We start from the raw sequence: 13,957 nt of genomic DNA, 5'->3' as shown, positions 1-13,957 counted from the left end.
CTATTAGACACTCAGTTCTTCCAATTGTTTATTCTATGCAATATAAATAATGTTAATTTGCTCAATATTAAAATTCTTGACCAATAACAAAGTGGAATTGACTACCACTACTTGAACGGGAACCATTGATAGGGTCAAATCCATATGCCCAGTCTATACCCATAAGTCCAATCATCGGTAAGAAGATTCTAACACCTGCTCCGGCAGAACGTTTCAACTCGAATGGGTTGAATCTCTTCAGTTCGTTCCATGCATTACCGGCTTCAACAAAACCTAGTGCATAGATCGTAGATGATGGTTCCAGAATAAGAGGATATCTTAACTCAAGAGCTAGACGAGTATAGGCGCTTGCCTGCATGCCTAAAGATCCGTTTTCGTATCCACGAAGTCCAATTGTTTCTGTTGCATAAGTGCTTGAATATCCTGACATTCCGTCTCCTCCTACATAGAAAGTACCGAAAGGAGATTTTTTGTTTTTATTATAATATCCCAAAAGACCATATTCTGCACGTGTCATAAGGACGGGTGTTCTTTTATGTTTATCCGGATCTAAGAGAGGAATAAATATTTTAGATTTGAATTTCCATTTATGATACTCTATCCATTTGTATTTATCACTTGATTCGTAGCCTTGCTCATCCGGTTTCATGCTCGCATAATCTTTATTGTCGAAAGCTGAGAATGGAGGAGTAAATTGCACACTTAAAGAGAACTCTGATCCTCTACGTGTATATAGTGGGTTGTCGACACTATTTCTGTTCAATGATAGATTTACGCTTAGGTCATTTGCTGATCCGTCTTTAACTATGAAGTAAGCCCAATCTTTCATCTTATACATTTGGTATCCTAATTCAGCTTGAACAAAGAAGTATTGGTCTGGCCAAGATAGACGTTTTCCGTATCCAATAGAGGCTCCTATAATCTGGATAGATTTGCTTGCATCTGTAGCCATACTGTAGTCTCCGTAACCACTGCCATAACCATTCCCATATCCACCATACCCACCGTATCCTCCATATCCGTATCCTCCATATCCATATCCTCCATATCCCCCATAGGAATTGCTTAGATAGCGACTGTTGATATCACTCTGGCGTGAATAGTATGCACCTACCGATAGAGAGTTTGGACGTTTGCCTCCAAACCAAGGATCCATAAATGAAATGGAATATGATTGGTAATATTTAGCATTTGTTTGCGCACTCAACATTAACGTTTGTCCTTCTCCTTGCGGAATAATCCCTTTATAAGATTTAGGATTTAGAAGATTCTTGAGTGAGAAGTTTGTAAACTTCAAACTAAGTCGACCTATGATACCTGTTTGTCCCCAACCTGCAGAAACTTCTACCTGGTCATTTGCTTTAGATACAAGGGGAAGGTTGATATCTACAGTTCCTGATTCTGGATCCGGCACTGGTTCCGGAGCCAGAGATTCTGGATCGAAGTGGCCCGATTGAGCAATCTCTCTTACTGACTGAATGATATCTTCTCGACTGTAAAGAGCTCCCGGTTTGATTCTAAGGTCGCGTCGTACAATGTCTTCATAAACTCTGTCATTACCAGAAATAACAACTTTTCTGATTGTTGCTTTCGATCCTTCTTGTATACGTATTTCAAGGTCTATCGAGTCATTGCTTATATTTACCTCAACAGGGTCGGCATATGAGAAAAGATATCCGGCATTTTGGTAAAATACATTCATAACAGCGTCTTCGTCCACAGATAGACGATCGGTTAATTTCTTCTGGTTATATACATCACCGGCTTTCATATTCAAAACACGGTCGAGTCTCCAACTTGGTTGTATTGTGTTACCTACCCAATTTATGTTTTTCAGGAAATATTGTTTCCCTTCATCAACCTTAATATGAATATTAACTTTATTTGGATTTTCTGTGTCATTATATACAGTATCCCATACTATTTGAGCATCACGATAACCTAGTTCGTTATATTTAGCAATAAAGTTATCTTTGTCTTCTTTGTAGCTTTCTGTTACATATTTTGTTGAACGAAGGAAGTTTCTTAACCAAGCATTGAAATTACTCTTGTGGCGAGTTTTTTTCATCGCCTTTTCAAGTGTGCTGGCTTTAACCTCTTCATTACCTTCAATGACGATTGTATTAACTTTGGTCTTGTTCTTCTTAACCACATCGATGTGTAGAATAACATGGTTCTCCTTCGATACGTCAGGTTTTTCTGTCAATTTTATCTCTGCACTACCAAATCCTTTTTCAGAGAAATACTTTTGGATTATAGTATGAGCTCTATCCATTTGGTTTGGTGTAATCTGTAGATTCTTTACCATCCCGATTTTCGACTCAATATCTTGTTGCTCTCCTTTTTTCATTCCCGAATATACGATGTCCGAAATACGAGGACGTTCTTTCAATTTTATTTCAAGCCAAATTTTATTGCCTTCTATTTTCGTTTGTAGTATCTCGATGTGGGAGAACAGACCCATTTTCCAAAGACGTTTTACGCCATTTGTTATTTCTGCACCCGGAATTTCTACTTTATCTCCTACCGCCAATTGAGCAAATCCAAGGATAGTGTAATCCTCGTACATCGGATTTGTAACCCCTGTTATTTTTATGTCAGCTATCTCATACACTCTTGGGTTTTCGTATGAAATAGGAGGAATCTTTGTCTCATCTGAACTTGCGATCACTTGAGCATTGATGCTCATAGATATTGAGCAGAAGATGCTGAATAGAATAAATAAGGCTTTCTTGAACATATTTGGTAAATCGTTACTTACAGTTGTTGTTAAAAAGTTTTTGTCTCGTTTAGCTTGGAGATCATTCATTCGAAACTTGCTCACTTGTTTTACCAAAGCGTCTTTCACGACTTTGAAAATCCACAATGGCTTTATAGAATGATTCTTCATTAAAATCAGGCCATAATTCATCAGTGAAGTATAGTTCCGAGTATGCAATTTGCCATAAAAGGAAATTGCTTATACGTAGCTCACCCCCTGTTCTGACTAGAATGTCAGGATTAGGGATTTCTTTGGTTTCCAGGTATGAGTCTATTAAGGTCTCATTTATATCGTCTATATTTATTGCTTTAGAGTTTACGTCTTTAGCAATATTCTTTATCGCTTCTGTTATTTCCCATTTGGAAGAATAGCTTAGCGCTAATATTACAGTAACCCCTGTGCATGGAGCGGTCGTTTCCAGACAATATTGTAGGGCTTCTTTCGTGTCTTCGGGAAGGCGGGAAACGTCACCTATAACTTTTACTCTTACATTATTCTTTACCAGATCCGGCGTCTCTTTTGCTACGGCTTGTATCATCAAGGACATCAGGGCTTTTACTTCTTCTTCCGGTCTGTTCCAGTTCTCGGTAGAGAAAGTATATAGAGTAATGTATGAAACTTGCGCTATGGATGCTGCTTCAATAATTCTTCTTACAGCTGATACTCCTTCCTTATGACCAAAAGTACGGTCAAGATTACGTTGTTTAGCCCAACGTCCATTACCATCCATGATGACAGCAATGTGTTGAGGTATACGGATTTTATCTATTTGATCTAGATATGACATCTATATAGTTTTTTATTAATCAATATTTAAACAAGGGCATATTCTGGCTCCAAAGTCCCATGTAAGGGTTATCATTGTAAGGGAGTACCAGTCTGTATTTTTAAATATTCCACCCTTTATGTTATAAGGCGCATCTAAATTGAAATCAACCCCTTTCTTGGTGACATCAAATGAGTCACTGAATAAACGTCTGAAAGAGAATTCAAATCCTAAATTAAGACGATCCTTAATCTTATATTTTACTCCTATCCCAATAGGAATATTTGCATCGAAAAACTTTTTCTCACCCGATCCTGCTGTTAATCCCAGTCCGGTGAAAAGGTATGGCGATATGCGTTTTGCTCCTAAATAACCAAATTGGTCACTATAGTTGAAAAAGTTAAACTCTATCTGACTTCCTAACTCGTAAAACATCCTGCTAAAAGATGTATTCTGATCTAGAGGAAATTTATTACCAGAGTTTCGTGTATCACCTGATACTTTTCCTATAACAAAATTACTTTTAACGGCCCATCTCAAGTCCACGTTGTATCTGAAGACTGCGCCAACAGACAATCCCGGATCTTGATAAAGCTTGGTCTTGTTTGCATCTCCCATATAAAAAGATGTTCCAAGCATTCCTCCGATCTCATATTTGTAATTATCCTGAGCTTTGAGTTCGTCCGATAGACTTACAAAACAGATAATCGAAAATATGATAAATAGCGTATTTCTTTTAGTCATTATTTTATTCACATACAGTTCTATCAACCTTAACGTAAAATGTTAAGCTAAAAGTATATGAGGAATAAAAGTATATTTTATTTTTTCGGATTTAGTTTGTTTAATCTTCCTCTCCATACCTCATGTACAAGAGTGTTGTTATCTTGTATTCCGCCGAATACCCAGATATAATTATCTTCGTCTACTACTACAGACTGATTGGAAGCTTTAGGCATCTTAGGATCTAAAAACTCTAAGTCAGTAGGAGCAGGAGTCCATTTTATACCGAAACTAACAGATCTGTATAATTTGTTAGACACTAATGCATATAGGTAATTGTCGTACATAAAAGTTGGTATTCCCTGTTTAGATGTAAATACCTTATGCTCATCAGTAAGCATTAGTTGTAGCTCTTGATTACTTGATATTTGAACAAGCCATGTTTGATTTGACACCTTGTTGTTGGAATTTACCCCACCAGTAATCATCAGTAGATTTAAGTCTTTATTTGCTCTGTTATAGTTTGTAACTGAACTAAAGCCAGAAAGTGGTAATGCTCCTTTTTCTGTATTATTCAAAACTCTTATCTTCTCAAGAGTATTTGATTTAGATATTTTCGATAGATAGTTATCTTGAGTGACTGCTAGAAGATAATCATTGGACTCTTCCATTGCCGGAACCACTCCTAGTATAGTCTCTACACCACTGAATTTTTCTTGCCAGCTGACACCATCTGTAGATGTGTAAACTTTCTTGTCTGTATCTGTTGCGTAGAATGAATTGTTGAATAAAACTATGCTTTCCAAATTGAATTTATTAGCAGCAGGTAGTCCGCTTAATGCTTCTCTAGCAGCATAGGATGAGCCTTTTTGAGCTTCGTGTAGATATAAATTATTATCGGTGTCTACCGAGAATGTATAAAATACAGATCCTTTTAACAATGTCTTTTGATTAGCTACAGTAGATGGAAGAGTGATTTGTTTAGTATTGCTAACATTCTCCCATACCAATGTGTCAGGGTTCACTTTGTGAACACGGATATCTATAGTGTATGTTTTTTTAGTTATCCCATCAGGAGCTGTTAGTAGAAACTTAGGATAGGACGGTGTTGAAAAATCTATTGAGTCAGAGTTTCCTCCCCAGTCTGCAACAGAATCATTCGCATATAATAAGCTTACTTTACCAACACCGGCAGAATTGAAAGCAATTGTAGCTGCTAATTTCTTCTTTAAATCTGTCCTGTATGGCAATGAGTCCGGATTGTAGATGTGTTGTCTGAACTGATCAATCGCAAACTTAGTCTTGGCCATAACCGGATAATTGATACTGTCAATGGCATTGGCTGGTGTACCCACTATTTTTAAGCCATATATTTGCGCATCTGACGATGGATAAGTTGTTGTATAGTCATCGGAGCCGACACATGAAGCTAGTGCTATGGACAGCAGAGAGATGAATGAAAATTTAATTGCTCGTAGTAAATTCATTTGTTTAAACAGATTATTCAGTATCAATGTGCAAAAATAGAAAGAATTTCGGCTTACACGTCAATAAATCTAATATTTATAATATTTTATACTTATCTAAAGTTTCTGTAGACAGCATGTTCCGATGTTTTCCAGAACTCTTTTTTGTAAGGCAAACTTCTTATGCAGGGAGCCTTTACTCCTTTAATAAAGTGTATGGAAGCTGTTTCTACATATGCTTCGTCCCACAGGTTCTTGTCTATGAGGCTTTGTAGCAGCATGCTGCCCCCTTCTACCATCACAGAATTGATTTTTTGATCTTTTAAGATTCGGAACACATTATCTAATAACTTATCATCGAAAGAGAGTGTAATAAACTGACAGCTTTCTGTTGATTTATCATTGCTATTTTCGGTGAAAACTATAGTCTTAATCTTGTCGTCAAAGATGTTATAATTTTCGGGTATTCGTCCGTGTCTGTCTATTACAATACGAATAGGGTTTTTGCCATACCAGTAACGGGTAGTCAAAGAGGGATTGTCGTTGACAGCCGTATTGGTTCCTATCATAATAGCATCTATCTCAGCTCTCTTTTTATGTACCAATATTCGAGAGAAATCGTTTGAAATAGGTGTCGGTTGTGGTGATTCGTGTTCACCTCTTATTTTGTCTATAAACCCATCTTGAGTTTGCGCCCATTTTAGATAAATATATGGACGATTGGATAGCTGAACTGTGAAAAACTCTTTGTTTAATTCGAGAGCCTCTTTTTCCAAGACTCCGGTAGTTACTTTTATGCCTGCACTCTCCAGCATTTTAATTCCTCTTCCCGATACTTCGGGGTAGGGGTCTAGGCATGCAACTACAACCCGGGGAATTTGATGATCGATAATGAGCTGAGAGCAAGGTGGTGTTTTTCCGTGATGTGAACATGGCTCTAGCGAAACATATATGGTAGACTCTTTGAGCAGAGATTTATTTTTTACGCTATTGATGGCGTTAACTTCTGCATGAGCTTTTCCGTATTGTCTGTGGTAACCTTCTCCGATGATACGATCGTTGTGAACGACAACAGCCCCAACCATAGGGTTGGGACTGGCATGTTCTTTACCATTCAGAGCCAATTGAAGGCTACGGGACATATATTTTTCGTCAATTGTCATTCATTCGGGTTTCTACATGGAGAAACGTATTTGTATTGGCAATATTTTATTTTAAATGTTTTTTTTGGAAAATATTATCTTGCTGCTATTACTTCTATCTCTACTAAAGCCCCTTTTGGTAAATCTTTCACCGCAAAAGCAGAGCGAGCAGGGAAGCTTCCTGTGAAAACAGAAGCATATACTTCGTTCATATCTGCAAAGTCTTTCATGTCGGCAAGAAGTACAGTCGTTTTTACAATATTATCCATTGTTAATCCTGCTTCGGTAAGTATGGCTCTGATGTTTTTGAACGACTGGAATGTTTGTTTTTTTATGCCTCCTTCTACTAGCTGACCAGTAGCAGGATCGATCGGGATTTGTCCCGAAACGAATAACATGTTATTTACTTCTATGGCTTGACTATATGGTCCGATTGCTGCAGGAGCATTGCTTGTAGAAATTACTTTTTTCATATCTGTTTCCTTTTTTATTTTAATCCTTTTTGGCGAATAACTTCATAAATGAGAACTCCGGCTGCAACGGAAACGTTCAACGATCCGATAGTTCCGAATTGAGGAATTTTCACAAGATTATCAGCTATTCGCAAGTTGTCGTTCGAAACTCCAGTATCTTCTGCTCCCATAACGATGGCAATAGGGCCATTGTAATCTACATCGGTATAGTTTTCAGCACCTCGTTCGCTTGCAGCAACAACCTTGATTCCACTGTTTTTTAAAAATTGAATTGCACTGGTTAAACTAGCTTCTTTACAAACCGGAATTTTCAGTAAGGCTCCGGCTGAAGTTTTAACAGCATCAGCATTGACGGTTACACTCCCTTTGGCCGGAATAACAATAGCATCTACACCTGCCACCTCGCAAGTACGAGCAATTGCTCCGAAGTTGCGAACGTCGGTAAGTCCATCAAGAACAAGAATGAAAGGATCCTTTCCGTTTTCATACAAGAAAGGTACAATGTCTTCAATATGTTCGTAGGTTATAGCTGAAAGAAAAGCGATTACACCTTGGTGATTCTTACGGGTAAATCTGTCCAGACGTTCTGCCGGTACTCTTTGTACGGCGACATTATGGGTTTTTAGTATTGCGAAGAGTTCTTTGGATAGATCACCTTGCAGTTCTCTTCTTACTATTACTTTATCTATTTCTTTTCCGGCTTCAATGGCTTCTATAACAGCTCTTATACCGAAAATCATTTCTTTTTCTTTCATTCTTTGAATGTAATATTATTGTTTTTTTTGAGAAAGGAACATCTTTTTTATCAATGTTCTGTTTATCTGTCGGTTTTGACGCTTGACGTTGTACACCGATTTAATCTGACAAAGATACTTTAAGTGTGGGTAATATGAAAGTGATATTCAGTTCATTTATCCTTCAAATCTTAAAAATACGTTGGTCGTGATTTCTTCTTTTATTTAAGGGTGTTAATTATAAATCTATAGTATAGGTGTCGTAGACTGTAGCTCTAGCTCCAAATCCTTCTTTCTGATAGATTAAAGATTCGTTCAAATAATAGCCATTGTCTTCGGTAGAAATACCGTAATCGAATATTTTTTTGTTGCTACATGCTATATTTATTATGTGATCTATCACTAAATCTATAGCACCTTGATTTTTACCTTCCTCTGTAGCTGCTGTATATTGTGCATGAACAACCTTGTCTGTCTCAAAAGTAAGACATCCCCCAAGTATGCTATCGTCTTTGTCGACAGCGGTGTATAGCTTGATGTTGTCAGGAAATTTTTCTTGGAGATAGGTTATTTCTTCTAAAGAATGTACCGGTTTCTTGTTATATTGGTTTTTTAAATTTTTATCTACTATATTCCAAAAGTTTACTAAGTTGCTGTTTATTAATATTTTAATGTTGTTTTTGTTCGCTTTTTTAAGGCCATTTTTTCTTGAATCGGAGTAAGTTACTCTGTCCCAATTGTATACAGTAGAGGATATGCCTCTGGACGATAAGTAAGCCTTGTAGCGAAACAATGCATATAGGTCTTCTTCGGCAGGTTGACGATGATAAATATGTGGAATTGACTTGTAAATAATCTTCCTGATGCCCTGATGGCGGAAAGTGACGGTCAGATATTCAAAGATCATCAATACTTGGCTTGCCGTTGTGTCTTGACTCATGATCAGTCCACCATAAGTTAAGCCCATATGAGAATAATAAACCTTATCTACTATATGTCCGGGCAATATAGCAACAAGTTTGTTGTCTATGTAGAACAGGAGCGAATAGTCTTTGAATCTGTCTCTGTGATACTCAATGAAATCTCGATAGAGTAAGAAGGTCGCATTCTTAGAGCTGCGGACGAACGTATCCCACGTGTCTTTATCTTCAGTGGTATATAATTTAATTTTGACTTTTCCTGTATTTTTTAAATTCAGCATAGGTGTTGATATAGTCATTAGAGTCATAGATTTCAGAAGCCAGAGCTAGGCAAATAGCCCCAGAAGAATATTCTTTCTCGGTAGCCCATACTCCGGGGGGGATATGCAATCCGTACATCGGGCGGTTGAGCAATACAGTTTTCTTATTTGTTCCATCATCAAGCTCTACCTCAAAGCTACCACTTGTAGCGATCAGTATTTCATGACAATGCTTATGGGCATGCATACCTCGTTTTTCTCCTGAAGGAATGTCGTATATGTAGAATATACGTTCTATATCGAATGGTACATTCTTTAGGCTATGTACTGGGGTTATATTTCCTGCCCTATTTTTGATGACCGGAAGCTCTATCAAAGAGCAGTCGAAAACTGTGCTGAACTCAGGCTTTTGTTCTGTCAACTTTTTCTTGTGTATGTCGGGGTGTTTTACTGATGGATAATTTGAAACGTATTTTTGAAAATCTTTGTAGTTTCTTATATAATCATTCTCGTCGTAATCGTCTGAAGCTATGACAAGGCACAGTGCATTTGTGGAAAAGTTCTCCATACTTCGCCACTGCATGTTCGGGATATATAGAGCCTGATAGGAGCGATTGAGGGAATATTTTTCTCTCTCTTTCCCATTGTCGAGGAAAACGTCAAAGCTGCCTGATAGGGCAATGATAATCTCGTGTTGTGTTTTGAAAGCATGACTTCCTCTCTTTTGTCCTCCGGGAATATCGTATATCCAATAGACACGGGCAATCTTGAACGGGATATGTTGTCCTGCTTCGATAAAGGAAAGATTACCTCTTCGATCAACTATTTTGGGTAAGTCGATAAGCTTTTCTTTTATCATATAGCTAGTTTTTATCTTCTCAACCAAGGTTCTGGGTTCAGTTTGTTTGTTCCCCTCCAAAGTTGAAAATGCATTTGAGAATATCCAGTGTCCGGATCGGTATAAACCTTCCCTAAAGATTGACCGGTTTTTACTTTGTCTCCTTGTTTGACATATATCGTTTGTATGTTCCCGTAGAAAGTATAGTAGTTCCCATGGCGTATGATGATACATGTATTGTATCCCGGAATAGCAGCTACATACGAAACTTCCCCGTTGAATACCGATTTTGCTTCTGCGCCGGCTTGAGACCGAATATCTATACCGCTGCTTGAAGTTGTAACCCATTTGCTGTGTTGGTGTGTTCCAAATCGGGTTGTTATAGTGTAATTGCCTGTAATAGGGTAAGGCAGTTTTCCTTGATTTGCAGAGAAGTTATTTGAGAGTTTAATATTCTCTTCAGTAATAACAGCAGGGGCTGAGCTTCCTTTGCTTTCGGCGGTTTTCCCTTGAGCAGCAGCTCTTCGCTTAGCTTCACGCTCTTGTCTTGCTACTTCTTCGGCAATCAGCTTTGCTATTTGTTTATCGAGATCGTTCGCTTGCTTTCTTTTCTGAGTAAGTACTTTTTCCAAGTCCTTTTGTTTTTTCTTGGCTTCGTTTACCCCAATCTGAAAAGTAGATTCTTCTTTTTTAAGGTTCTCTTGTTCTGAAGTGCGTTGACCTAATAGAACAGTTTTCTCAGCCTTTGTTTTCTCTAAAGCGAGTTTCCTTTCCTTTAGTTTTTCGTTTTGACTTTTTATGTCTTCCGCCTGCTTGCTTCTCCATTCAGAGTATTCTTGAAGGTATCTGAGCCTTCTGTATGACTCGGTCAAGGATTTGCCAGAGAGAATGAATAGTAGTTTGTTTTCACTCTGTCTATTGCTAAGCATTCCTTCTATTGCTTTAGCATAGTTCTTCTGTTTCTCTTTTAGTTCCTCTTCTAGTTCTATGATTTCAGCCTCTATACGCTTTTGCTCTGTGTTGATCTCTCCTATTTCCGATTCTAAAAGAGAAAGTACTTTCTGGCGTGAAAATATTTGATTGGATATTAGTTTTATTCTGTCTAATAATGTTTCTGTACTCTTTTTGGTCTCCTTTAATAGTTTATCGGTATTGCTGATTTCGCGCAGCGTCTCTGTTCTCTGCCGTTCAAGATCTTTGATCTTGGTATTGCTTTGGGCAAAGCTAGCTGTACTAAAGAGTAAGACTATAAAAAGAATATAAAATCTCATTTCTTTTTAATGTAAGTTCCTATAAAATCAGAGAAGTCTACCTTTGTATATTTAGCCGGGACTGAGGTGTCAATACTCAAGTCTTTATCTATATCTAGCTTGTTGTATGTAATGCCAATATCCAATCGCTTTTTTGCAATGTCAACCTGGGCATTCATTGTAGTAGGGTACATGGCAGAGCCTTCTTTTATGAATTCTCCGTATGACCATTGAAGTGTAACATTCTTTTTGTCGTTGTATATCAACGTAGATATTATTCTATTAGAAGCATCTATCGCAAAATTATACAGTAGGTTTCCTTTGTCCTTAGTTTGTAACATATATACATCATCTGTTGCAGAGATATTGTATTTCTCATAGTCGGATTTAGAAACATTCTGCTTGCCCGGGGTAAATAGCTGATTGGTAAAGAGTGCTTGCAGATTATAGTAATTGAAGTCAAAATTTGCCATCAACTTAGAATCTTTGATGCTTTCAGCAATATATTGTTTTTTTAAGCGATCTAAAACGATAATACTGTCAGGAGTAAAGCTTATTCTAAAAGCCTCCATACCTAGCATAGGTCTTACGGATGCCTGCATAATACTATCTTTGATGATTTTGAAGACAGTAGTTGATTTCTTTGAAGAATCTCCAATCTTGAATTCAATACTTCCTTTAGTTGTTAATGTCGAGTATTTTAGCTCAGAGTGTAGAGCGTCATTTATTATTTTGGTAGACGACTTTTTTTCTAATACACCACCAGTTGTGACAGTTTTCTTTGAACCACAGCTGCTAACTGTGAAGATCAAGAATATAATTGAAAACAATGTAATTATATTGCGAGGAGTTAATGTCTTCATTATTCAGATATATAAGTTTTTGTTTCTATTTTTCTGTCTAGCGTTTTAGAATCGCTGTCTCCTTTTTCTTTAGCTTTGATCCAATATTCTAACGCTTTTTCAGGTTCGTTTGTTTTGAACAAAACGTCTCCATAATGTTCCAATACTTCACTGCTAAGTTCTTCCCCTTTCTCTTTACTGTATTTTATAGCATCTTCTAAATATATTTTAGAAATAGTATAAGCTCCTTGTACGAATAGCACCCAACCGTAGGTGTCTAAATAAGTAGGGTTGGTAGGGTCTGCTTTCACGGCTCTGCTACTCATGAGTTCAGCTTTGCTCAGGTCTTTTTTTGCTAGAGATAGGAAGTAGCTATAATTGTTGAGTACACCAACGTTATTAGGGTCAAATTTTAAAGCCTTTTCGTAAGTAGCAAAAGCACTGTCATGTTTTCCTAAGTGATAGTAAAGATCGCCAATCTGTCCGTGAAAGTCGGCAAGAAGTCTGGGGTTATTCTCATCCACATATACGATACCTTCTTTTAAGGTTGTAAGTGCAGCTTTGTGGTCATCCAACATATACTCAGAAACACCTTTGTAGAAATAAAATTGAGGTTGGTCTTTGATATGGCTAATAGCTTCGTCGCAGATTTTTATGGTGAGCTGAAGGCTATCAGGGAATGTAGTAAATAACATCTGTTCCCATCCAAAAGGGTTTGTAGGATTGGCTTCAGTGAAAATTCTATATTGATCTCTAGCCCCGCTTTTGTCTTTTTGGATCATTAAAAGATTTCCATACATTAAGTTTAGTTTGGGCTCTTGAGGATGTTGTATCATCAAAGTATCGAAAAGCGCATTAGCGGCAGTTGTCTCCTGTTGGTTTTGTTGAAGGGATCCGACACGTTGAGCTAGGATAGCCAACTTTGTATCAATATCCATCTTTGAACTCATTAGAGCAATTTGCATTTCTCGTTCGGCAGCTTCTTTATTGTTGGTCTGTTCGTAGTATTCAGCCATTGACGTGATAAGGTAAGGGTCATCAGGATCAATTGCTTTTGCTTTGCTATAAACTAAAAAAGCCTCTTTTTTTCTGCCAGTCTGAAGATATAAATCGCCAAGGAGAATTTGATATTTCAGCTGATTCGGATATTTGTCTATATGTTTCTGTATTTCGGCAAAAGCTTTGTCTTCTTGTTTTAAGGCTGTGTATAATTGATATTTGTGTAGACTTATTTTTTCATTTAACCCTACGATTTTTTCGAGCTTATCCAAAGTCTTTATTGCATTTGCCAAATCTCCATCCAATCTGTATGCTTCCGAAAGGAGTACATAGAGTTCCGTGTTATCAGGATCTTTTAAAACCAGCTTACTAAACTGATCTATGGCGTCACTATATTGTTTGAACTCGATGCACATAGAGCCATATGCGTAACTGTAATAGTAATTGTTTTGATCTAAGAGAGAAGCTTTCCTGTAATGATCGAGGGCCTTATTCTTATCTCCGAATGTATTATAGAAGTTTGCCAACTCGTATGTAACATTTGCATTCGTAGAGTCTATTGCATTACAGTACCTAAAGAAGTCGTAAGCAGCTTCATATTTATTTAGAGCCTTAGCATTCATCGCTTCGTAGAAGAAATAGTCAAATCTCCTTTTCTCGTCAGAAAGATCTTCTGAGAAAGCTAAAGCTGCCTTGGGTGAATTCTGAGCAGATAAACAGCAAACGCCTATAAAGAACAAAAGTACTGTATATATTTTATGCATGCATTGTATTTAAATAATT

12 protein-coding genes are annotated in these 13,957 nt (G+C 37.3%); all 12 read right to left on the bottom strand.

All coding sequences use genetic code 11. From position 1 onward, the window contains the following. Nucleotides 1–67 precede the first annotated feature (67 nt). The 12 genes from DHU68_RS00305 to DHU68_RS00250 all read right to left on the bottom strand — a co-directional run bounded on the left by DHU68_RS00305 (nt 68) and on the right by DHU68_RS00250 (nt 13,938). A complete protein-coding gene (locus tag DHU68_RS00305) occupies nt 68–2,740 on the bottom strand; it encodes an outer membrane protein assembly factor (RefSeq protein ID WP_108821609.1) in 2,673 nt (890 codons plus the stop codon). 61 nt (nt 2,741–2,801) lie between these two features. Then, on the bottom strand, nt 2,802–3,548 hold the full coding sequence (locus DHU68_RS00300) for an isoprenyl transferase (RefSeq protein WP_108820979.1): 747 nt from the start codon (nt 3,546–3,548) through the stop codon (nt 2,802–2,804). 15 nt (nt 3,549–3,563) lie between these two features. Further along, nucleotides 3,564–4,271 carry a DUF6089 family protein gene (locus DHU68_RS00295; RefSeq protein WP_108820978.1) on the bottom strand — a complete coding sequence of 236 codons (708 nt, stop codon included), beginning with the start codon at nt 4,269–4,271 and terminating at the stop codon, nt 3,564–3,566. A gap of 77 nt (nt 4,272–4,348) precedes the next feature. After that, nucleotides 4,349–5,737, bottom strand: a complete 1,389-nt coding sequence (locus DHU68_RS00290) for a DUF6242 domain-containing protein (RefSeq protein WP_108820977.1) — start codon at nt 5,735–5,737, stop codon at nt 4,349–4,351. Between the two features lie 92 nt (nt 5,738–5,829). Next, on the bottom strand, nt 5,830–6,879 hold the full coding sequence (gene ribD / locus DHU68_RS00285) for a bifunctional diaminohydroxyphosphoribosylaminopyrimidine deaminase/5-amino-6-(5-phosphoribosylamino)uracil reductase RibD (RefSeq protein ID WP_108820976.1): 1,050 nt from the start codon (nt 6,877–6,879) through the stop codon (nt 5,830–5,832). Between the two features lie 74 nt (nt 6,880–6,953). Next, nucleotides 6,954–7,331, bottom strand: a complete 378-nt coding sequence (locus DHU68_RS00280; RefSeq protein ID WP_108820975.1) for a RidA family protein — start codon at nt 7,329–7,331, stop codon at nt 6,954–6,956. A gap of 14 nt (nt 7,332–7,345) precedes the next feature. Then, nucleotides 7,346–8,086, bottom strand: coding sequence for a 23S rRNA (guanosine(2251)-2'-O)-methyltransferase RlmB (gene rlmB / locus DHU68_RS00275; protein WP_108820974.1), 741 nt, complete (start codon nt 8,084–8,086; stop codon nt 7,346–7,348). Nucleotides 8,087–8,303: 217 nt separating this feature from the next. Further along, entirely contained in the window at nt 8,304–9,284 is a 981-nt protein-coding gene (locus DHU68_RS00270) for a GNAT family N-acetyltransferase (RefSeq protein ID WP_255412388.1), read from the bottom strand. After that, nucleotides 9,229–10,104, bottom strand: a complete 876-nt coding sequence (locus DHU68_RS00265; protein WP_108821607.1) for an FdtA/QdtA family cupin domain-containing protein — start codon at nt 10,102–10,104, stop codon at nt 9,229–9,231. Before DHU68_RS00265 ends, DHU68_RS00270 begins: the two co-directional genes overlap by 56 nt. 11 nt (nt 10,105–10,115) lie before the next feature. Next, a complete protein-coding gene (locus DHU68_RS00260) occupies nt 10,116–11,354 on the bottom strand; it encodes a murein hydrolase activator EnvC (RefSeq protein ID WP_108820973.1) in 1,239 nt (412 codons plus the stop codon). After that, complete coding sequence (locus DHU68_RS00255; protein ID WP_108820972.1) at nt 11,351–12,196, bottom strand: DUF4292 domain-containing protein; 846 nt, start codon at nt 12,194–12,196, stop codon at nt 11,351–11,353. Before DHU68_RS00255 ends, DHU68_RS00260 begins: the two co-directional genes overlap by 4 nt. Further along, complete coding sequence (locus tag DHU68_RS00250) at nt 12,196–13,938, bottom strand: tetratricopeptide repeat protein (RefSeq protein ID WP_108820971.1); 1,743 nt, start codon at nt 13,936–13,938, stop codon at nt 12,196–12,198. Before DHU68_RS00250 ends, DHU68_RS00255 begins: the two co-directional genes overlap by 1 nt. Nucleotides 13,939–13,957: the final 19 nt, after the last annotated feature.

Source organism: Dysgonomonas sp. Marseille-P4361 (assembly GCF_900343125.1).
Taxonomy (GTDB): domain Bacteria; phylum Bacteroidota; class Bacteroidia; order Bacteroidales; family Dysgonomonadaceae; genus Dysgonomonas.
Note: the sequence above shows the minus strand (reverse complement) of the source record. Positions and strands in the feature narration are given on the sequence as shown.

Excerpts from the sequence above, each read along its gene's own strand:
- DHU68_RS00265 (WP_108821607.1), bottom strand. The coding sequence starts at position 10,104 with ATGATAAAAGAAAAGCTTATCGACTTACCCAAAATAGTTGATCGAAGA.
- DHU68_RS00255 (WP_108820972.1), bottom strand. The coding sequence starts at position 12,196 with ATGAAGACATTAACTCCTCGCAATATAATTACATTGTTTTCAATTATA.
- DHU68_RS00305 (WP_108821609.1), bottom strand. The coding sequence starts at position 2,740 with ATGTTCAAGAAAGCCTTATTTATTCTATTCAGCATCTTCTGCTCAATA.
- DHU68_RS00280 (WP_108820975.1), bottom strand. The coding sequence starts at position 7,331 with ATGAAAAAAGTAATTTCTACAAGCAATGCTCCTGCAGCAATCGGACCA.
- DHU68_RS00300 (WP_108820979.1), bottom strand. The coding sequence starts at position 3,548 with ATGTCATATCTAGATCAAATAGATAAAATCCGTATACCTCAACACATT.
- DHU68_RS00295 (WP_108820978.1), bottom strand. The coding sequence starts at position 4,271 with ATGACTAAAAGAAATACGCTATTTATCATATTTTCGATTATCTGTTTT.
- ribD (WP_108820976.1), bottom strand. The coding sequence starts at position 6,879 with ATGACAATTGACGAAAAATATATGTCCCGTAGCCTTCAATTGGCTCTG.
- DHU68_RS00290 (WP_108820977.1), bottom strand. The coding sequence starts at position 5,737 with ATGAATTTACTACGAGCAATTAAATTTTCATTCATCTCTCTGCTGTCC.
- DHU68_RS00260 (WP_108820973.1), bottom strand. The coding sequence starts at position 11,354 with ATGAGATTTTATATTCTTTTTATAGTCTTACTCTTTAGTACAGCTAGC.
- DHU68_RS00250 (WP_108820971.1), bottom strand. The coding sequence starts at position 13,938 with ATGCATAAAATATATACAGTACTTTTGTTCTTTATAGGCGTTTGCTGT.
- rlmB (WP_108820974.1), bottom strand. The coding sequence starts at position 8,086 with ATGAAAGAAAAAGAAATGATTTTCGGTATAAGAGCTGTTATAGAAGCC.
- DHU68_RS00270 (WP_255412388.1), bottom strand. The coding sequence starts at position 9,284 with ATGACTATATCAACACCTATGCTGAATTTAAAAAATACAGGAAAAGTC.